The following is an 18,221-nucleotide window of genomic DNA, read 5'->3' as shown; positions in this document are numbered from 1 at the left end:
CAGCCTTATCTCATATATGTGATCTAGACTCGGGCCCCATGACTGAGAGCTACCTGTCGCGTATCGGCGGCCTCATCCGCGACGCCCGACGCCACAAGGACCTCACCCAGGCCGAGCTCGCGGAGCTGCTCGGCACCAGCCAGAGCGCGGTGGCCCGCATCGAGCAGGGCAAGCAGAACCTGTCGCTCGAGATGATCGCCCGCATCGGCGAGAAGCTGGACTCCGAGATCGTGCAGGTCTCCTCCGGCGTGCCCCAGAACCTGCGCATCGAGGGCGGGGTGAAGCTCTCCGGCGAGATCGACGTGCGCACCTCCAAGAACGCCGCCGTCGCGCTGCTGTGCGCCTCCCTCCTCAACAAGGGCAGGACGACCCTGCGCAACCTCGCCCGGATCGAGGAGGTCAACCGCATCACCGAGGTGCTGACCTCGATCGGCTTCAAGATCCGCTGGCTCCCGGACTCCTCCGACCTCGAGATCGTCCCGCCGGAGAAGATCGACCTCGACTCCATGGACGAGACGGCGGCGCGCCGCACCCGGACGATCATCATGTTCCTGGGCCCGCTCCTGCACGAGTACGAACGCTTCGAGCTGCCCTACGCCGGTGGCTGCGACCTCGGCACCCGCACGGTCGAGCCCCACATGATCGCGCTGCGCCACTTCGGCCTCGACGTCACCGCGACGACCGGCTCCTACCACGCCTCCGTCGACCGCTCCACGAGCCCGAAGCGGCCGATCGTGCTCACCGAGCGCGGCGACACGGTCACCGAGAACGTCCTGCTGGCCGCCGCCCGCCACCCCGGCACGACGGTCATCCGCAACGCCTCGTCCAACTACATGGTCCAGGACCTCTGCGTCTTCCTCCAGCAGCTGGGCGTGAAGATCGAGGGCCTGGGCACCACCACCCTGACCGTCACCGGCGTCGAGCACATCGACCAGGACATCGAGTACTCCCCCTCCGAGGACCCGATCGAGGCGATGAGCCTGCTCGCCGCGGGCGTCGTCACGGGCAGCGAGATCACCATCCGCCGCGTGCCGATCGAGTTCATGGAGATCGAGCTCGCGGTCCTCGAGACGATGGGCTTCGAGTGCGAGCTGTCCGAGGAGTACGTCTCGGCCAACGGCCACACCCGGCTCGTCGACCTGACGACGATCCCCGGCCCGCTGAAGGCGCCGCTGGACAAGATCCACCCGCTGCCCTTCCCCGGCCTGAACATCGACAACCTGCCGTTCTTCGCGATCATCGCGGCCTGCGCGCAGGGCTCGACGCTCATCCACGACTGGGTCTACGAGAACCGCGCCATCTACCTGACCGAGCTCACCACCCTCGGCGCGAAGGTCCACCTCATGGACCCGCACCGGGTGATGATCGAGGGCCCGACCCGCTGGCGCGCCGGCGAGATCATGTGCCCGCCCGCGCTGCGTCCCGGCGTGGTCATCCTGCTCGCGATGCTCGCCGCCCCGGGCACCTCGGTGCTGCGCAACGTCTACGTCATCAACCGCGGCTACGAGGACCTCGCCACCCGGCTCAACGCCCTCGGCGCCCGCATCCAGACCTTCCGCGACATCTGAGCCGCGCGGCCCCGCTGCGCGACGCACGATGAGCATCGTCTGGGACGAGCGTGGCGGGGCCACCGTCGAGCGCGACGGCCACCCGCAGTCCTACGTCGATCCCGACGACCCGCTGCTGCTCGTCTTCGAGTACGTCCAGCAGTTCGCCCTGGTCCTCGAGGCGCTGCGCCCCGATCCCGCGCCGCTGGCGGTCACCCACGTCGGCGGTGCGGGTATGACGCTCGCCCGCTGGGTGCACCGGATGCACCCGGGCTCCCCGCAGATCGTGCTGGAGCCCGACGTCGCCCTCACCGAGCTGGTGCGACGCGAGCTGCCGCTCCCCCGCGGCCACCGGATCCGGGTGCGCCCCGTCCCGGGCCAGGAGGGGATCGGCGCGCTGCGCGACGGCTCGGCGGACGTGGTCGTCGTCGACGCCTTCGACGACGGCCGGGTGCCGCCGGGGCTGGCGGGCCAGGCCTGGGTGCGCGAGCTCGACCGGGTGCTGGCCACCGACGGGCTGGTGCTCGTCAACGCCGCCGACGAGCCCGGGCTGCGGTGGGTCGCCCGGCTGTGCGCCACCCTGTCCGGACGCTTCTCGCACGTGGGCCAGCTGGTGCTCCGGGAGGTCGCCAAGGGCCGCCGCTACGGCAACGTCGTGGTCGTCGCCTCGCGCCGGCCGCTCGACGACGTGAGCCTGTCCCGGGCCGCCGCCCGGGCCGCCTTCCCGTCCGAGTGGCGCGGCAGCGCGCAGGTCGCGCGGGCCCTCGCCGGGGTCCGGCCGTTCGGGGAGATCGGCGAACCGTCGCCCGCGCCGCCCGACGCGGGGAAACTGCGGTTGCGCTGACGCGATCGGGCCCCCGCGAGCCGTAGGCTGGCGGCGTGCGCACGGCATACCTGGACCACCCCGGCCCCGTCCCCATGGCGCACCGGGGGTTCGACCTCGACGGGCTCGAGAACACCATGAAGGCCTTCGAGGCCGCCGTGCGCCTGGGCTACCGCTACGTCGAGACCGACGTGCACGCCACCCGTGACGGGCAGCTCGTCGCCTTCCACGACGACACGCTCGACCGGGTCACCGACAGCACTGGCACGATCACCGAGATGTCCTGGCGCCAGGTGTCACGGGCCCGGATCGGCGGGAAGGAGCCGGTGCCGCTGCTGGAGGACCTCCTCGGCACCTTCCCCGAGCTGCGCCTCAACATCGACATCAAGTCCTCGGGCGCCGTCCTGCCCCTGGTGCGCGCCATCGAGCGCACCCGTGCCCACGACCGGGTGTGCGTGACCTCCTTCTCCGACCAGCGGCGCGAGGCCGCGATCATGCGCCTCACCGCGCCGGTCGCCACCTCGGCCGGCCAGAACACGACCGCGGCCTTCCGCGCGGCGGCCTCGCTGCCTCCCCTCGTGCGGCCCGCCGTGGTCGCCAAGGCGCTGCGCCACGTCGACGGCGTGCAGGTGCCGCCCCAGCGCTACGGGATCGAGGTCGTCAACCCCACGACTGTCGCCGCGGCGCACGAGGTCGGCCGGTTCGTCCACGTCTGGACGGTCAACGAGGTGCCGGAGATGGTGCGGCTGCTCGACCTCGGCGTCGACGGGATCATGACCGACCGGGCCGACCTCCTCAAGGAGGTGCTGGTCGCGCGCGGCCAGTGGGTGGGCTGACCCGCCTCAGCGGTCGCAGCCGGTGAACTCCCACAGGGAGGCGTGCCCGCCCTCGTCGACCAGGCGCCAGCCGTCGCCCTCGGGCTCGATGTTGCGCAGTCCCGGCGTGCTCTCCTCCCACTTGGCGTTGAGGTCGTCGTGGAAGGTGAGGCTGTCGACGTAGACGTGGGTGACGCCCAGCGCGCGCACGGCCTCGCAGACCTCGGGGTCCCTGCGCCAGTCACGGAAGCGCTCCTGCAGGAGCATCCGTTCCGGGGAGTCCGCGATCGAGGTGAGCTGGGGGTAGACGACCTGCACGTCGGCCCGGTGCAGCAGGTAGGGCGAGCCGGCGACCGGCTCCCCGAGCACCACGGCGTCGTCGGGCAGCGTCTCGGCCGCCCGGTCGACCATCTCGATCTCCTCCGGCTCCAGGATCGTGCCCCAGGCGATCGGGAAGGTGGTGTAGGTCGAGGCCATCACCTGCGTCTGGCTGGTCCAGCGCAGCCCGGAGGTGAGCACAGCGACGACCACGAGCAGCCCGGCGGCCACGGCGGGGACCGGCACGCGGAGGCGGGAGGCGGCGTGGCGCACGAGCCACGCGCCGGCGCCCGCCGCAAGCACCACCGACGGCACCACGACGAGCTGGTTGACGCGGGAGGCCTGGGTGTACCAGAAGCCCGCCAGCACCCGCCACGGGTTGTCGGGCGGCCCGGCCGCCAGCAGCGTGACGACCACCGCCGCCAGCAGCGAGATGACGAGCCAGCGGGCGTGGACGCGGCGCACGGTCAGCGCCACGCCCAGCAGGACGAGGATCGTGACGACCAGGTTGACCGAGGTGATCTTGTAGACGTAGATCAGCGGGTGGTCGACGAGCAGCGACCCCAGGCCGGGCAGGTAGGAGTCCTGCCCGCCGCGCCGGTAGTCCATGATCGAGCGGACCGGCGGGAAGGTGACCAGGAAGGCGAGCAGGCCGGCGACCGCCGCCAGCCAGCCGGCGAAGGCCAGGGCCGCCAGCAGCGGAGAGCCGAGGCGCGCCCGCCGCAGCAGCTGCCGCGCGAGCAGCACGGTCACCAGCGGCAGGCCCAGGAGCAGCAGCGAGAAGAGCCCGGAGGGGTGCGCCAGCACGACGCCGCCCACCGCCAGCGCCAGCCCGAGGGCCAGCGAGGTGTGCATCCGCCAGGACAGCACACCGCGGGTGGTGGCGATGACGAGGGCGAGGGTGCCGGGCAGGCAGGCCACCGAGAGGGCGAAGGGCCAGACCGCGAGCATCGAGACCGCGACGGCCGGGAAGGTGACGTAGGTGGCGGCGAGCACCGGGACGAGGACGACCGGGAGCGAGCGGCCCGGGAAGACGAGACGGGTCAGGGCGACCAGCCCGGCGATCCAGATCACCGAGCCGATGACCAGCGAGGAGGCGTTGGCGGCCTCGGTGACGCGCTCGAAGCCGGGAGCGACGGCGACGAGGGCGTGCCAGACGGCCGGGTAGAACGGGGCGACGGTGTCGGCGTACATCGGGGCGAGCCCGCCGAGCGAGCTGCCGTTGGCCGTGTCGCGCACGAACCAGAGGGCGTTGAGGTGGAAGACCGCGTCCCAGGCCTGCGGCGGCTGGTCGGGCCGACCCATGCCGGTGGCCATCGCGGCCGCCAGCACGCCGCCGCCCGCGAGCCAGGTCGCCGTCAGCCCGCCGCGCTCGACGGGCCGCAGCGGGCGGGCGCCGGCCACGGTGACGCCGCTCGGGTCGGTGGTGGTGCGCAGCAGCCGACCGATCCCGGCCGCGACCGCGACGGCGAGCAGCAGGCCGAGCAGCACGGTGGGCAGGGTCCACGGGATCCCGACCAGGCCGTAGGCGATGCCGAGCACGCCGGCGACGCCGGTCGTCACCGCGGCACCGGCGCCCAGCGCCAGCAGCCCACGGGCCCCGAGCAGCCGGAGCACGGCATACCCGGGAAGGACCCAGAGCAGCGCGAGCCCGACGGTGGCGGGCAGGACAGCGGTCCAGCTCATGCGGTGCCCGGCTCGCCCCCGCCGACGGTGAGCCGGGGGGTGCCGGCGAAGCGGGCGGGGTCGGTGACGCGGCGGCCGTCGAGGAGCAGGCGCAGGCCGGGCAGGTCGGTCGCGGACAGGGTGGCGTACTCGGGATGGTCGGCCTGGACGATCGCGACGTCCACGGTGTCGCCGGAGCCGAGGGTGTAGGGCTCCCAGCCGTAGGCCGCGAGCTCCTCGGGCGTGTACATGGGGTCGTGGACCAGCACCTGGGCGCCGCGCTCGCGCAGGGCGTCGACGGTGCCGAAGATGCCGGAGAAGGCGGTCTCCTTGACCCGGCCGCGGTAGGACGCGCCGAGCACGAGGACGCGCAGCCCGGACAGCGACCCGAGGACCGACTCGGCCCGGGCCACGGCGTAGGCCGGCATCGCGGCGTTGGTCTCGCGCGCGGCCCGCACCACGGTGGCGTCGGGGTCGGTGGAGAGGTAGAGGCGGGGGTAGACGGGGATGCAGTGCCCGCCGACGGCGATGCCGGGGTGGTGGATGTGGGAGTAGGGCTGGGAGTTGCACGCCTCGATGACGCGGTGGACGTCGATGCCGACGGTGTCGGCAAAGCGGGCGAACTGGTTGGCCAGGCCGATGTTGACGTCCCGGTAGGTCGTCTCGGCCAGCTTGGCCATCTCCGCGGCCTCGGCCGAGCCCATGTCCCACACCCCGTTGGGACGGGGCAGGTCGTCGCGGTCGTCGAAGTCCAGGACGGCCTCGTAGAAGTCGACCGCCCGGGCGGTGCCGGCCTCGGTCAGGCCGCCGACGAGCTTGGGGTAGCGGCGCAGGTCGGCGAACACCCGACCGGTGAGGACCCGCTCCGGGGAGAAGACCAGGTGGAAACCGTCGTCGCTGCCCTCCGTCAGGCCGGAGATCTCCTCGATCATCGGCTTCCACCGGCCGCGGGTCGTGCCGACCGGAAGGGTGGTCTCGTAGGAGACGAGGGTGCCGGGGGTCAGGTGCGCGGCCAGCGACCGGGTCGCCTCGTCCATCCACCCGAAGTCGGGGGCGCCGGTGGTCTCGTCGACGAAGAGCGGCACGACGAGCACGACCGCGTCGGCGCCGGGAATGGCGTCGCCGTAATCGGTCGTGGCCCGCAGCCGACCCGCGGGGACCAGCTGCGCGAGCTTCTCGCCCAGGTGCGCCTCCCCCGGGAACGGCTCGCGGCCGGCGTTGACCGCCTCGACCACCTGCGCGTTCACGTCCACCCCGACCACCTCGTGGGAGGGGTCGGCGTCCGCGAACTGCACCGCGAGCGGGAGACCGATCTTGCCGAGCGCGACGACCGCGATCTTCATGACAGGGAGAGTCCGTCCTGGAGGGGGCAACTGCCTGATCAGGATACGTTGGTCGGGGCTCCGGGCCCGCCTATCCTGACGCCATGCAGGGCTCGACGCTGACCCACACCGTCCCCGACGGCACCGTCCTCCACGTCCACCGGTGGCTGCCGGACGGTCCGCCGCGCGCGATCGTGCAGATCGCGCACGGGATGGTCGAGCACGCCGCCCGCTACGCCCACCTCGGCGAGCGGCTCGCCGGGCAGGGGTATGCGGTGTACGCCTCCGACCACCGGGGCCACGGGAGGACCGCCGGAGGCCCCGACGAGCTGGGCCACCTCGGCGACGAGCACGGCTTCGCCGACGCGGTCGACGACCTCGTCGCGCTGACCGACCACCTGCGGGAGGAGCATCCCGGCGTGCCGGTCGTGCTGCTCGGCCACTCGATGGGCTCCTTCCTGGCCCGCGCCTACGCCGCCCGCTACGGCGACCGGCTGGCGGGGCTGGTCCTGTCCGGCACGGCTCCCGACCCCGGCGTCCTCGGGGCGATCGGCGTGCGGCTGGCCGAGCTGGAGGTGCGGCTGCGGGGCCCCCGGGCACGCAGCCCGCTGCTGGAGGCACTCACCCTCGGACCCAGCAACCGGCCGTTCCGTCCCAACCGCACGCGCTACGACTGGCTCTCGCGGGACGAGGCGCAGGTCGACAGCTATGCCGCCGACGAGCTGTGCGGCGGGGTGGCGACGACCGCCTTCTACCGCGACCTGCTCACCGGGCTGCGCTGGGTGAGCGCGGGGTCGACCTATGCGGCCTTTCCCTCCGACCTGCCGGTCCACCTCGTCTCGGGCGGGGCGGACCCGCTGGGCGGGGCGCCGGCGGTCGAGGAGGTCTCGGAGCGGCTGCGCCGCGCCGGCGTGCGCGACGTGACGACGACGGTGTGGCCGGGCGCCCGCCACGAGGTCTTCAACGAGATCAACCGTGACGAGGTCGAGGACGGCGTGCTGGCCTGGCTCGAGGAGCGCTTGTAACGCTCGCTCAGCGGCGCGCGGCCAGCGAGGACGCGATGAAGCGGAGCGGAGCCTCCCGGTCGAGCAGCCGGCGCCAGTCCCGGGGCACGAGGGTGCGCGGCGTGCCGTGCCGACGCCGGGCGTGGGCCAGCTCGACCATCCGCTCGGCCGGCACGTCGACGTCCGCGATGGCCGAGAGCAGGTCGTGGTCGGCGCGGCTCAGCGCCCCGGCCGCCGGGCCGGCGGCCTCCAGCAGGTCGTGGGTGATCACCGCCAGCTCGGCGCGCTCCTGCGGCGTCCACCAGGCGGGGTCGGTGCGGGTCAGCACCGCTCCGAAGACGTGGATGCGGATCAGCTTGACCGCGACCGCCCGGCGCTCGGAGGCGGGCCGGCGGGCGAGCCACGGGTCGTCGACGAGGGCCCGGACCGCCGCGAGCTGGTCGTGGATCGGGCGCGGCACGTAGGTCGTGCGGTCCTGCGCCTCGGTGCCGACGACATAAGGGGCCTCCGTGGCCAGCGCCACGCGCGCCCCGGCGTAGAGGCGCGTGACGAACGGGACGTCCTCGCCGACCTGGGCCCCCGGCAGCAGCCGGGCACCGGTGCGCTCGACCGCCGCGCGCGAGAGCAGCCCGAGCGGAGCCGAGCGATAGCTGAGGCGGTCACGGACGAGGTCGAGGTGGTCGCGCCGGCGCAGGTGAAGGCCCCCGGCCGGGCTCCGGCCGGGGCGCACACGGGTCGGCGGCGTCGCCACGACGCTGCCCTCGAGCTCCACCCTGGCCAGCACCACCTCGGCGCCCGTGGTCCGTGCGACGTCGAGCCAGTGGGCGATCGCGCCGGGTGCCAGCCGGTCGTCGCTCCCCAGGATGCTCACCCAGGGGGCGGTGGACGCCTCGAGGCCGGCGGTGAACGGACCGCTCGGGCTGCGGAGCCCGTCGGTGTGCTCGAGCAGCCGCACGCGGGGGTCGGCGACCAGGGCCTCCCCCAGGGCCGTCTCGATCTCGGCGGCCGGGAGGTCGTGGCAGACGACGGTGACGCGGACCGGCAGGTCGCCGCTGCCGTCCAGCACGGAGCGGACGGCCCGCCCGACCTGGCGCCGTGGGTCGTGCACGGCGATGACGACGTCGACGAGGCGGGCGTCGGTCGACGCGTCGGAGCCGGCGGACCCCCGCGATGCGGCGACACCGCGGGCTGCAGCGGACCGCGAGCCCGCGCCCAGGCCCCGGTAGACCTCGTCCACGCGCTCGACCCAGGCCTCCGGGCCGTAGCGGGCACGCACGTCCGCCGCCACCTCCTCGGCGGAGAGCGTGCGGGCGTCCGTCCAGACCTGCTCGACGGCGTCCGCCCAGTCGGCGGGCGGGGCGCCCGGCGCGACGAGCCTGCCGGTGGGCGGCCGCACGAACGCCCGCGGGCCGCCGGAGTCGCCCACGACGACGGGACGGCCGGCGGCCAGCGCCTCGGCCGCCGCCACGCAGAAGGTCTCGGCACGGGTCGGCAGCAGGAAGAGGTCGCTACCGGCGAGGACGCCCGCGACGTCGGCGGGCGGCAGCGGACCGGTCAGCCGGGCCGGCACCCCGAGGCTGCGGGCCCGGCCCTCGACGGCGTCGTGCAGCGGGCCGGTGCCGACCCAGGTGAGCCGGGCGTCGACCCCGCGACGGCGCAGCTCGGCGATGGCGTCGACGGCGCGGAGCGGGTCCTTGCGGTCGACGAGGCCGCCGACGGCCACGAGCTCCAGCGGCCCGCGATCGGCGAGGTCGACGTCTGCGTCTCGGCGGGGCGCCGGCTCCCCCGGCGCCTCGACGATGTTGGGCACGACCACGACCGGACCGCCGCGCAGCTCGCGCACGGAGGCGGCGAGCTCCTCCCCCACGACCGCGACGACATCGGGGCGCGTCAGCAGCGGGCGGACGGCCAGCCGGGCGGCCCGCATCCCCCGGCCGAGGGTCTCGGGGGCGCCGAGCCCGGACCAGTGCTCGGTGTGGACCCAGGGCACGTCGGGGCGCCAGGTCGCCATCGGCAGGAGGGTCGAGATGGCCATCGTGTGCAGCACGTCCGCCTCGGCCACGGCCTCCCGCACGCGCCGGGCTGCCCGCAGCACGTGGTCGGGCCTGCGGGGGTCCATGACCAGCCGCTCGACGGGAGGCGCGCCGCCGTCCCCGGCCGGGCCCACGGCATACCCCTGCGTGGGCACGGATCCCGTGGACGACGCGCTGCCGGACTCGCCCGCCGCCGCGAGCGACGGCGCCACGAGGTGGAGGACGCGCACGTCGTGGCGGGTGGCGAGCGCCGCGGCGTCGCGGGCGACGAAGACGCCGGTGCCGGGCGACGACGGGGTGGGGTACCAGGTCGTCACCACGAGCACGCGCATGTTCCCAACGTATCCCGCGTGCACTCCGCCTACCCTTGGGACTCGTGAGGATCCTCAGCGTCGTCGGTGCCCGTCCGCAGTTCGTCAAGCTCGCCCCGGTGGCGGCCGAGTGCGCGCGGCGCGGGGTGGAGCACGTCATCGTGCACACCGGCCAGCACTACGACCCTATGCTCTCCGACGTCTTCTTCACCGACCTCGGCATCCCCGACCCCGACGTCCACCTCGGCGTCGGCTCCGGCGGCCACGGCGCGCAGACCGGGTCGATCCTCGGCGCCATGGACCCCGTGCTCCTGGAGCAGCGTCCCGACTGGGTGCTGGTTTACGGCGACACCAACTCCACGCTCGCCGGTGCGCTGTCGGCGGTAAAGCTGCACGTGCCGGTCGCGCACCTCGAGGCCGGGCTGCGGTCGTTCAACCGGCGGATGCCCGAGGAGCACAACCGCGTGCTCACCGACCACGCCGCCGACCTGCTCCTCGCCCCCACCGAGGTCGCCGTCGATCACCTGCGCGCCGAGGGGCTGGGCGAGCGGGCCGTGCTCGTGGGCGACGTGATGATCGACGTGCTGCACCGGGTCCGCGACGAGCTCGCCGACACCGACGCCGTCCTGGCCGAGCTCGGTGTCGAGGCCGGCGGCTACTCCGTCGCGACCATCCACCGGGCCGAGAACACCGACGACCCCGAGCGGCTCGGCGCGATCGTGCGGGCGCTGCAGGAGGTCGACCACCCGGTCGTGCTCCTCGCGCACCCGCGGCTGCGGGCCCGGGCCGGCGAGCACGGGCTCGACCTGGACGGCGGCTCGCTGACCACCCGCGACCCGCTGGCCTATCCCGCCCTCGTCGGTGCGGTCGGCGCGGCCCGGGGCGTCATCACCGACTCCGGCGGCCTGCAGAAGGAGGCCTTCGCGCTGCGCACCCCGTGCACGACCGTGCGCACCGAGACCGAGTGGGTCGAGACCGTCGAGCTCGGCTGGAACGTCCTCGTCGAGCCCGGGCCGGCCGTGCGCGACGCCGCCTCCCGGCCCGCGCCCGGGCCGACCGACGCCGCGCCCTACGGCGACGGTTACGCGGCCGCGAAGGTGCTCGAGGCGCTGGGCGCCTGACGGCGCTCAGCCGTTGAGGCGTGCCGCGAGCGTGTCGATCGCGCGCTCCCAGCCGCGCACCTGCTCCTCGGCCGACAGCTCGCGCGCCGCACGGTGGGCGGCCTGCTTGTAGCCGGCGACGTCCTCCGCCGTCAGCGCGTCCAGGGCCTTCGCCAGCGACTCCGGCGTGAAGTCGTCTGTGACGACGCCCAGGCCGTGCCGGCGGACCAGCGCGGCCATCTCCGGGCTGGGACCCACGACGAGCGCGAGCCGGCCCTGGACGAAGTCGAAGACCTTGTTGGGCAGTGCCCACAGGTGGTTGAAGGACACCGGCGGCAGCACGTAGACGCCGACGTCGTGGGCGTTGAGCGTGGCGGGCAGCTCGTGCGGGGCGACCGGAGGGTGGATGCGCACCCGGTCGGAGCCGGCGTGGCGGGTGCGCAGCTCCTCGAGGTAGCCCGGGTCGTTGGACATCAGGTAGAGGTCGAGGGTCATCGGGGCGGTGACGAGGTCCATCGCGGCGAGGATGACGTCGAGCCGGTGCCGCTGGGCGTTGCCGGAGTGGACCAGGCGCAGCGGGGTGGCCACCGGGGTCGGCTCGAGGTCGACGAAGTGCGGCGCGTTGACGACGACGCCGGCGCGCAGGCCGAAGCGCAGGCGGTACTCGCGGGCGATGCCCTCCCCCACGGTGGTCACCGAGTCGGCGCGGGTGCCGTAGGTGCGGACCAGCCAGCGGTAGTAGGGCGCCACGAACAGCCGCCAGCGGCGCGACTCCTCGTTCTGGCGGGGGTGGTACTCGTGCAGGTCGGCGTGGACGCCGGCCGGCGGGTGCAGGTCGAGAGCCAGCGGGACGGTGTCGATGTCGTCGGCCAGCACCACGTCGAAGCCCCGCGCCCGGCCCTCCAGCAGCGCCTGCGCGGCCACGACGACCGGCGCCGTGCGGTAGGCCGCCTCGAACCGGCGCGTCGCGAGGAGCCGTCGGTCCTTGTGCCAGTTGACGACGTCGTCGGGCAGGCGGAGGTGCTCGACCACCCCGTCCGGCGCGGGCCCGTAGCCGAGCGTGGTGACGGCATAGCGCTCGCGGAAGAGCTGGACCTGACGCAGCACCCGCGCGTCGGCACGCAGCGGGCTGAAGGACATGATCAGCAGACGGGGTCGGGGGTCGGTCCTCACAGGCCCTCCTGGCTGATGCGGCGCACGGACTCGACCCAGGCGCGCGACTGCTCGGTGTCCGACAGCTCGCGGGCCGCGGCGTGCGAGGCCTGCTTGAAGGCGGCCACCGAGTCGGCGTCGAGGCGCCGCACGGCGTCGGCCACGGCCCCGCCGTCGAAGGCGGTCGCGACGACGCCGAGGGAATGGCGGTGCACGAGCATCGCCATCTCCGGGCTGGGGCCGACGAGCAGACCGAGGCGCGCCTGGACGTAGTCGAAGACCTTGTTGGGCAGGGCGTTGGCGTTGTTGAAGGACACCGGCGGCAGCACGTGGACGCCGACGTCGTGAGCGTTGAGCGTGGTGAGCAGCTCGGCGTAGGGCACCGGGTCGTGGACGGTGACGATCCCGCCGGTCGCGGCCGCCCGGGACCGCAGCTCCTCGAGGTAGCCCGGGTCGTTGGGGGTCAGATAGAGGTCGAGGGTGACCGGGGCCGGGTGCTCCCCGGACGCGGCGGCCGCCACGGCGTCGACCAGGACGTGCAGGTCGCGGTTGCGCAGGCAGGCGCCCGAGTGGACCAGCCGGATCGGGTCGCCGACGGGCGTCGGCGACAGGTCGGTCCAGGGGCTGGCGTTGGTCACCACGCCCACGTCGACCCCGAACTGCTCGGTGTACTCCTGGGCGATCCGCCGGCTGACCGTGGTCACGGCGGCGCAGCGCGGCAGGGAGGACCGGCAGAGCCAGGACTGGTAGGGCGAGATCCGCCGCATCCAGGCCTCGTGCTCCTCGTGCAGCCGCGGGAAGTACTCGTGCAGGTCGGCGTGGACGCCCCGCCGCGGCCGCAGCGCCAGCGCGAGCGGCACGGTGTCGAGGTCGTTGGCGACGACGACGTCGGCCGCACCGGCGGCCACGTGCTGGCGGACCCAGCGCACGCCCGCCAGCTTCTCGTAGGCGGCGCGGTAGGCGTGCAGCGTGATGAGCCGCCCGTCGAGCTCGTTGCGCGCCTCGTCGGGCACCCGCACGTGGGCGGTCACCCCGGGCGGCGGCGGGCCGTAGCCGCAGGTGACGACGTCGAACTCCGCCCCCAGGTGCCGCACCTGCTTGAGGACGCGCGCGTCGGAGGCGATGGGGCTGAAGGACAGCACGAGCACGCGGGGACGGTGGTGGGGGCCGCGGTGCGTCGGTGCGACCGAGGGGGTATGCCGTGCCGCCAGGGCGCGTCGTCCGCGCCCCGCCGCCTCGGCCAGGTGCTGGCGCACGGTGGACTCCCGGTCGAGGTTGGCCAGGACGTCGGGGGCGAGCAGGATGTCCCAGCGGGAGGCCCTGGCCCGCTCGGCCGAGGCCCGGGCGAGCTGATCGGTGTCGGTGGCGGTGAGGACGGCCGCGAGGAGCCGGCGGTCGGCGCGGTGGAGCGCCCGCTCGGCGTCGGGCGCCATGGCGAGCAGCTCGCGGGTGAGCGAGCGGACCCAGGCCGCCTCCCCCGGCCCCCAGTCGAGCGGTGACGGCCGGCGGCGGACGGCGCCGAGGACGTGGATGCGGAGGGTCTTGACGACGATCGCCCGGCGCGCGGGCTCGGGCAGCGCCCGCACCCAGCGCAGGTCGACGAGGCGCGCGTGCGCGGCCAGCTCGTCGGCGACCGGGCGGGCCACGTGGGTGGTGCGCTCGACCGCGATCTCGGTGCCCTCGCGCGGGTCGCCCGTGGCAGCGCCCGTGCCGATGACGTAGGGGGGCAGCTCCACGGCGTAGTCGATCCGCTCCCCCGACGAGGCGAGCCGCAGCGAGAGCTCGACGTCCTCGCCGGTGGGCAGGCCGGGGGTCAGCGGCTCGGGCAGCAGGCCGAGGTCCTCCAGCACCGCGCGGCGCAGCAGCCCCAGCGGGGCGGTGCGGTAGGCCAGGCGGTCGAGCACGAGGTCGAGCTCGCGGCTGCGGCCGGGTCGGGTGCGCGGGGTCGGCACCTGCTCGCCGGTGTCCGTCTCGAGCCGGGCCATCAGCCAGGCCGAGCCCAGCTCGTCGGCCAGGCTCGCCCAGGCGCCGAGGGCACCCTCGGCGAGGTGGTCGTCGGAGCCGATCATGCAGACGTAGCGGCCGTCGGCCGCCGCGATCCCCGCGTTGAACGGGCCGGCGGGCGACCGGAGGCCGTCGCGGACCTCGAGGTAGCGGACGTGGGCGGCGAGGTCGTCCTCGCCCTCGGCCTCCAGCGCGCGCTCGACCCGCTGACGCACCGGCACCGGGTCGAGCTCGTGGCAGGCGACGGTGACGCGGACGCGGTGGCCGCTGGGCAGCACGCCCGCCAGGTCGGCGCCGCGCAGGGCCGAGAGGACGGTGCGGTCGACGCGCCGGGCGAGGTCGTGCACGGCGACGACCACGTCCACGTCCACCGCGGGCAGGGCCGGGGTCGTGCTCATGCGAGCCCCGAGAGCCGGGCCTGGGTGGCGAATTCGGGATGGGCCGCCACGACCTCCTCGAAGGTGCCGCGGGCGGCGATGGTGCCGTCGGTCATGAAGCAGACCTGGTCGGCGTGCCGCACCGTCGAGAGCCGGTGGGCCACGGCGATGACGGTGACCTCGCCGTGCAGCTCGCGGATGGCCCGGGCGACGGCGTCCTCGGTCGCGGTGTCGAGGGCCGAGGTCGCCTCGTCGAGGACGAGCACGAGCGGGTCGGCGTAGAGGGCCCGGGCGATGCCGAGGCGCTGCCGCTGCCCGCCGGAGAGGGCCAGGCCGCGCTCGGCCACCCGGGTGTGCAGGCCGCCGCGCTCGCGCACGACGTCGAGCAGCTGGGCCCGCTCGAGGGCACGCTCGACCGCCTGCTCGTCGTAGTCCTGGCCCCAGGTGAGCGCGACGTTCTGGGCGATCGTGCCGTCGAAGAGGTTGACCTCCTGCGGCACGTAGCCGACCCGGGAGCGCCACGCGGCGAGGACGTCCGCGAGCGGGTGGTCGTCGACCCTGATCTCGCCCTGCTGCGGGACGAGCAGGCCGAGGAGCACGTCGACGAGCGTCGACTTGCCGGCGCCGGAGGCCCCGACGAGGGCGACCGAGGAGCCGAGCGGCACGTCGAGGTCGACGTCGTGCAGCGCGGGCTCCGTGGAGCCGGGATAGGTGAAGCCGACACCGGTCAGGGTGAGCCGCTGCGGACGCTCCGGCAGGGGCTCCTGCCCCAGCTGCTCGGCGTCCTCGACGTAGCGGCGGGCGGCGTGGATGTCGGCGATGACGGCCTCCGCGTGCGGCAGGGTCGAGGAGGTCTGGGTCATGACGGACTGGAACCGGTTGACGCTGGGGATCATGCGCATCCCGGCGACGGCGAAGAGCGCGATCGCCTCGAAGGCCTGGTCGGCCCCGCCGAGCAGGAAGGCCACGCCGCCGACGATCGCGAAGCCGAGCACCAGGCCGGTGTCGGTGACGAACTTGGGCACGGCGTTGAGGAACATCAGGTTGGTGCGGGCGCGGACGGCGTGGACGCGGTGGCCGTGGACCTCTTCGGCGACCTCCTGCGCCTTGCCGCGCAGCGTCACCTCCTTGAGGGCACCCATCATCTCGGTCATCAGGCCGGCGACCTTGAAGGAGTAGTCGCGCCCCACGCGACCGGCGACGACCGCGCGCGGGCTGATCACGACATACATGAGGACGGCGAGGCCGCCCAGGTAGGCGAAGGTCATCAACGCCGTCAGCGGCTGGGCCACGAGCAGCACGACCAGGACCGCGGCGAAGGTGGCCAGCTCGGCCGGGATCGACGCGGCCGGCAGCAGCAGGCCGGTCGTGGTGTTGGCGATGCCGACGTCGGCCAGGCGGACGAGCTGGGCGGTGTTGCGCTTGAGCCGTTCGGTCCAGGGGGCGCGGATGTAGGCGCCAAAGAGCCGGTCGCCGATGACGAGGTCGTAGGCCCCCAGCCGGCGGGAGACGGCCCACTGGAGCACCAGGGCCGCCAGGCCCTTGAGGACGACGAGCAGCGTGATGCCGCCGAGCAGCCAGACGTAGCGGTCCGGACCGACCTCGCCGATCAGCGGCAGGTCGACCGGCCGGTCCTGCACCATCGGCCCGAGCGTGAGGGCCAGCAGCGACAGGGCCAGGATGTCGACGGCAGCGAGCACGCTCGAGAGCACGGCATAGCCGACGAGGAACCAGCGCGTGGAGGGCGGCAGCAGGGGCAACAGCTGACGCAGCGCGCGCCACAGCCTGGTCACCGTCGCCGCCTCGTCATGGCGACCATCGTAGGCTGCTGACGTGGGCGGACCGGGAACCAACGTGCGCAGGCTGGCCTGGCGCGCGGTCGCGATCCTGCCCTCTCCCGTGCGCGGGCTGGCGACGCTCCCGGTGCGCCGCCGGGCCGACGCCGAGCTGCGCGCGCTGGCCCCCATGCCGCCCGGCGACCGGCGGCTCTACGTCGGGCCGTGGAACACCGCTGGCCAGGCCTGGCAGTGGGTCCGCGCCGCGGAGCGCCACCTGCCCTCGACCGCCGCGCAGAACCTCTGGGCGCAGCGCTCGCTGTCGCAGGCGCACTTCGACTTCCCCGCCGACCACCGCCTCTCGGTGCTCGCCCAGCGCGGGCGGGTGCGCGAGCTCCACGGCGAGCGGGTGCTGCGCGAGAGCACGCACGTGCTGCACGAGTCGGGCCGCCGGGTGCTCGCCGACTTCCACGCGGGCTCGATGCTCGAGGACCTGCCCGACCTGCGTCGCGCGGGCGTCTCCCCCGCCGTCCTCTTCCACGGCAGCGAGATCCGCGACCTGCGCCAGCACGCCGAGCGCTCTCCGCACAGCCCCTTCCGGGTCCCCGAGCGCGGGTGGGACGACTACCTGCGCACCCTGCAGTCGATCGTCGAGCGCAACCGCGCCGACCTGAGGCGCTGGCGCGAGGAGGCGGGCGGCCCGGTGCTCGTCTCGACGCCCGACCTGCTGGACTTCGTGCCCGACGCCACCTGGCTGCCGCTCGTCGTCGACGTGGACCGCTACGCCGAGGCGGCGCGACTGGCCGGGGTGGTGCCGCTGGAGCGAGAACGGCCGGTGGTCCTGCACGCTCCCTCGAACCCGCGCCTCAAGGGCACCGAGGCGGTCGAGGAGGTCCTCAGCGGTATGGAGTCCGCCGGGCTGGTCGACTACCGCCGGCTGAGCGGGGTGCCCCACGAGCAGATGGCCGCCTTCGTTGCCGAGGCCGACGTCGTGGTCGACCAGGTCGTGCTGGGCAACCCCGGCGTCCTCGTCGCGGAGTCGCTGGCGGCCGGCCGGCTGGTGGTGGCCCACCTGTCGGAGCAGGTCCGGGATCGGTGGCCGGGGCTGCCCGTGCTCGAGGCCGACGCGTCCTCGCTGCGCGAGGTGCTGGAGTCGGCGCTGGCCGACCGCGCAGCGGCTCGGGAGCTCGCCTCCCAGGGGCCTGCGTGGGCGCGCGAGCACCACGACGGGCGGCGCGCCGCGGCGGTGCTGGCGCCCTGGCTGGGCGCACCGGCGCCGGGCTGACGGTCCGGCCCCGGTCGGTCAGCCGGTCAGGCGGCGCCACCACGGACGTCGTGGCCGGCCGGCGTCCTCGCGCTCGCCCGCCTCCTGGGGCGGCACGGGTGCCGGCTGCGGCTCCGCGGCCCGCCGCGCTCGCTCCTCGCGCCAGCGCGCCACCATGTCCTCGACGTCGACCCGCCCCACCACGGGCGGCGGGAGCGGCCCGACGTGGGGGCGGCGCCGGTCGGCGAGCACCCGCTCGTTGAAGTCCTCGAGGTGCTCGCGGACGGCGTCCTCGTCGGGCAGGTCGAGCAGGGAGCCGGGGAAGGCGGCCTTCTCGCGGCGCAGCCGGAGCACGCCGGGCAGGGCCTCGGAGAGGTCGAGCTTCTCACGCTCGATGAGGCCGCGCACCCACCAGTCGGGGTCGGTGCGGACGTCGACGTCCTCCAGCGGACGGCCCTTCCCGGGAAGGTCCTCGAAGGCTCCCTGACGCTCGGCCTGCTGGATCTGCTGGTCCACCCAGGTCGCGACCGCGTTGGCGGTGCGGGCCGGGGGCGGGCGTCGGCGGACACCCTGGTCGGCGAGCTGGTCGTCGGCGCGCGGAGCACCGGGGCGTTCGCCGGGCCGTCCCCACGTGGGGCGGCCGTCGGGCTTCTGCTGCTCGGTCATACCGGTCTCCTCCCACGCACCACCCTACGTGCCGGGCGGAGGAGA

13 protein-coding genes are annotated in these 18,221 nt (G+C 74.6%); 6 read left to right on the top strand and 7 right to left on the bottom strand.

The features are described 5' to 3' along the window. Window positions 1-38: 38 nt before the first annotated feature. The 3 genes from FB476_RS07380 to FB476_RS07370 are packed head-to-tail and all read left to right on the top strand — an operon-like array spanning window position 39 to window position 3,206. On the top strand, window positions 39-1,568 hold the full coding sequence (locus FB476_RS07380) for a helix-turn-helix domain-containing protein (RefSeq protein WP_141818202.1): 1,530 nt from the start codon (window positions 39-41) through the stop codon (window positions 1,566-1,568). Window positions 1,569-1,596: 28 nt separating this feature from the next. Beyond that, complete coding sequence (locus FB476_RS07375; RefSeq protein WP_141818201.1) at window positions 1,597-2,391, top strand: spermidine synthase; 795 nt, start codon at window positions 1,597-1,599, stop codon at window positions 2,389-2,391. Between the two features lie 35 nt (window positions 2,392-2,426). After that, window positions 2,427-3,206 (top strand): glycerophosphodiester phosphodiesterase family protein, encoded by a 780-nt coding sequence (locus FB476_RS07370; RefSeq protein WP_238329603.1) that lies wholly within the window; start codon window positions 2,427-2,429, stop codon window positions 3,204-3,206. A 6-nt stretch (window positions 3,207-3,212) separates the two neighbouring features. Here the strand turns inward: FB476_RS07370 and FB476_RS07365 are convergent, their stop codons facing one another. Together FB476_RS07365 and FB476_RS07360 are read right to left on the bottom strand one after the other, a co-directional pair. Further along, on the bottom strand, window positions 3,213-5,189 hold the full coding sequence (locus tag FB476_RS07365; protein WP_141818200.1) for a DUF6541 family protein: 1,977 nt from the start codon (window positions 5,187-5,189) through the stop codon (window positions 3,213-3,215). Next, window positions 5,186-6,511: a nucleotide sugar dehydrogenase gene (locus FB476_RS07360; protein WP_141818199.1), complete on the bottom strand. Its 1,326-nt coding sequence runs from the start codon at window positions 6,509-6,511 to the stop codon at window positions 5,186-5,188. Before FB476_RS07360 ends, FB476_RS07365 begins: the two co-directional genes overlap by 4 nt. An 83-nt stretch (window positions 6,512-6,594) precedes the next feature. On the opposite strand from FB476_RS07360, the gene FB476_RS07355 reads away from it, so the two are divergent. Continuing rightward, entirely contained in the window at window positions 6,595-7,515 is a 921-nt protein-coding gene (locus FB476_RS07355) for an alpha/beta hydrolase (protein WP_141818198.1), read from the top strand. A 7-nt stretch (window positions 7,516-7,522) separates the two neighbouring features. Here the strand turns inward: FB476_RS07355 and FB476_RS07350 are convergent, their stop codons facing one another. Continuing rightward, window positions 7,523-9,859, bottom strand: a complete 2,337-nt coding sequence (locus FB476_RS07350; protein ID WP_141818197.1) for a glycosyltransferase — start codon at window positions 9,857-9,859, stop codon at window positions 7,523-7,525. A gap of 44 nt (window positions 9,860-9,903) precedes the next feature. Between FB476_RS07350 and wecB the strand changes: the two genes are divergently transcribed. Beyond that, window positions 9,904-10,959, top strand: a complete 1,056-nt coding sequence (gene wecB, locus FB476_RS07345) for a non-hydrolyzing UDP-N-acetylglucosamine 2-epimerase (RefSeq protein WP_141818196.1) — start codon at window positions 9,904-9,906, stop codon at window positions 10,957-10,959. 6 nt (window positions 10,960-10,965) lie between these two features. Here wecB and FB476_RS07340 read toward each other — a convergent pair whose 3' ends face one another. From FB476_RS07340 to FB476_RS07330, 3 genes are read right to left on the bottom strand one after another with little or no spacing between them, the layout of a single operon-like run. Further along, window positions 10,966-12,111: a glycosyltransferase family protein gene (locus FB476_RS07340; RefSeq protein ID WP_238329602.1), complete on the bottom strand. Its 1,146-nt coding sequence runs from the start codon at window positions 12,109-12,111 to the stop codon at window positions 10,966-10,968. Continuing rightward, complete coding sequence (locus tag FB476_RS16935) at window positions 12,108-14,492, bottom strand: glycosyltransferase (RefSeq protein ID WP_238329601.1); 2,385 nt, start codon at window positions 14,490-14,492, stop codon at window positions 12,108-12,110. The genes FB476_RS07340 and FB476_RS16935 overlap by 4 nt, the downstream gene beginning before the upstream one ends. Further along, on the bottom strand, window positions 14,489-16,264 hold the full coding sequence (locus tag FB476_RS07330; RefSeq protein WP_141818195.1) for an ABC transporter ATP-binding protein: 1,776 nt from the start codon (window positions 16,262-16,264) through the stop codon (window positions 14,489-14,491). Before FB476_RS07330 ends, FB476_RS16935 begins: the two co-directional genes overlap by 4 nt. 40 nt (window positions 16,265-16,304) lie before the next feature. Between FB476_RS07330 and FB476_RS07325 the strand changes: the two genes are divergently transcribed. After that, window positions 16,305-17,531, top strand: a complete 1,227-nt coding sequence (locus tag FB476_RS07325) for a glycosyltransferase family 4 protein (protein ID WP_141818194.1) — start codon at window positions 16,305-16,307, stop codon at window positions 17,529-17,531. Between the two features lie 18 nt (window positions 17,532-17,549). Here the strand turns inward: FB476_RS07325 and FB476_RS07320 are convergent, their stop codons facing one another. After that, window positions 17,550-18,176 carry a DnaJ family domain-containing protein gene (locus tag FB476_RS07320; protein WP_141818193.1) on the bottom strand — a complete coding sequence of 209 codons (627 nt, stop codon included), beginning with the start codon at window positions 18,174-18,176 and terminating at the stop codon, window positions 17,550-17,552. Window positions 18,177-18,221: the final 45 nt, after the last annotated feature.

Origin of the sequence: Ornithinimicrobium humiphilum (assembly GCF_006716885.1) — a bacterium.
Taxonomy (GTDB): domain Bacteria; phylum Actinomycetota; class Actinomycetes; order Actinomycetales; family Dermatophilaceae; genus Ornithinicoccus; species Ornithinicoccus humiphilus.
The sequence above is the reverse complement of the archived record's forward strand: the minus strand, read 5'-3'. Positions and strand labels throughout refer to the sequence as shown.

Coding starts and splice junctions, on each gene's coding strand:
- FB476_RS07380 (WP_141818202.1), top strand. CDS start 39: ATGACTGAGAGCTACCTGTCGCGTATCGGCGGCCTCATCCGCGACGCC.
- FB476_RS07375 (WP_141818201.1), top strand. CDS start 1,597: ATGAGCATCGTCTGGGACGAGCGTGGCGGGGCCACCGTCGAGCGCGAC.
- FB476_RS07365 (WP_141818200.1), bottom strand. CDS start 5,189: ATGAGCTGGACCGCTGTCCTGCCCGCCACCGTCGGGCTCGCGCTGCTC.
- FB476_RS07360 (WP_141818199.1), bottom strand. CDS start 6,511: ATGAAGATCGCGGTCGTCGCGCTCGGCAAGATCGGTCTCCCGCTCGCG.
- FB476_RS07355 (WP_141818198.1), top strand. CDS start 6,595: ATGCAGGGCTCGACGCTGACCCACACCGTCCCCGACGGCACCGTCCTC.
- FB476_RS07350 (WP_141818197.1), bottom strand. CDS start 9,859: ATGCGCGTGCTCGTGGTGACGACCTGGTACCCCACCCCGTCGTCGCCC.
- FB476_RS16935 (WP_238329601.1), bottom strand. CDS start 14,492: ATGAGCACGACCCCGGCCCTGCCCGCGGTGGACGTGGACGTGGTCGTC.
- FB476_RS07320 (WP_141818193.1), bottom strand. CDS start 18,176: ATGACCGAGCAGCAGAAGCCCGACGGCCGCCCCACGTGGGGACGGCCC.